General features: G+C 45.2%; 1 rRNA gene. It reads left to right on the top strand.

Features of this window, described 5'->3' with window-relative positions:
- The first annotated feature begins 114 nt into the window (after positions 1-114).
- Positions 115-230 (top strand): 5S ribosomal RNA (rrf, locus tag D3H64_RS10050).

Here is a 230-nt window from a genome sequence, read left to right on the forward strand (position 1 = left end):
TACTAATCGATCGAGGACTTATCCAAAGAAGGTAAGTAAAGGAAAGAAAGAAAACGTAGTTTACGGTAAAGGTCAAGCGTTAGATTCAGTTATGAGTGAACAAACACTCAATAGTGTGGTGACAATGGCAAGAAGGACACACCTGTTCCCATCTCGAACACAGCAGTTAAGCTTCTTTGCGCCGATAGTAGTTGGGGGTTTCTCCCTGCGAGGGTAGGACGTCGCCATGC

Origin of the sequence: Atopobacter sp. AH10, assembly GCF_003664595.1 — a bacterium.
In the GTDB taxonomy this organism is placed as follows: Bacteria; Bacillota; Bacilli; order Lactobacillales; family Aerococcaceae; genus Atopobacter.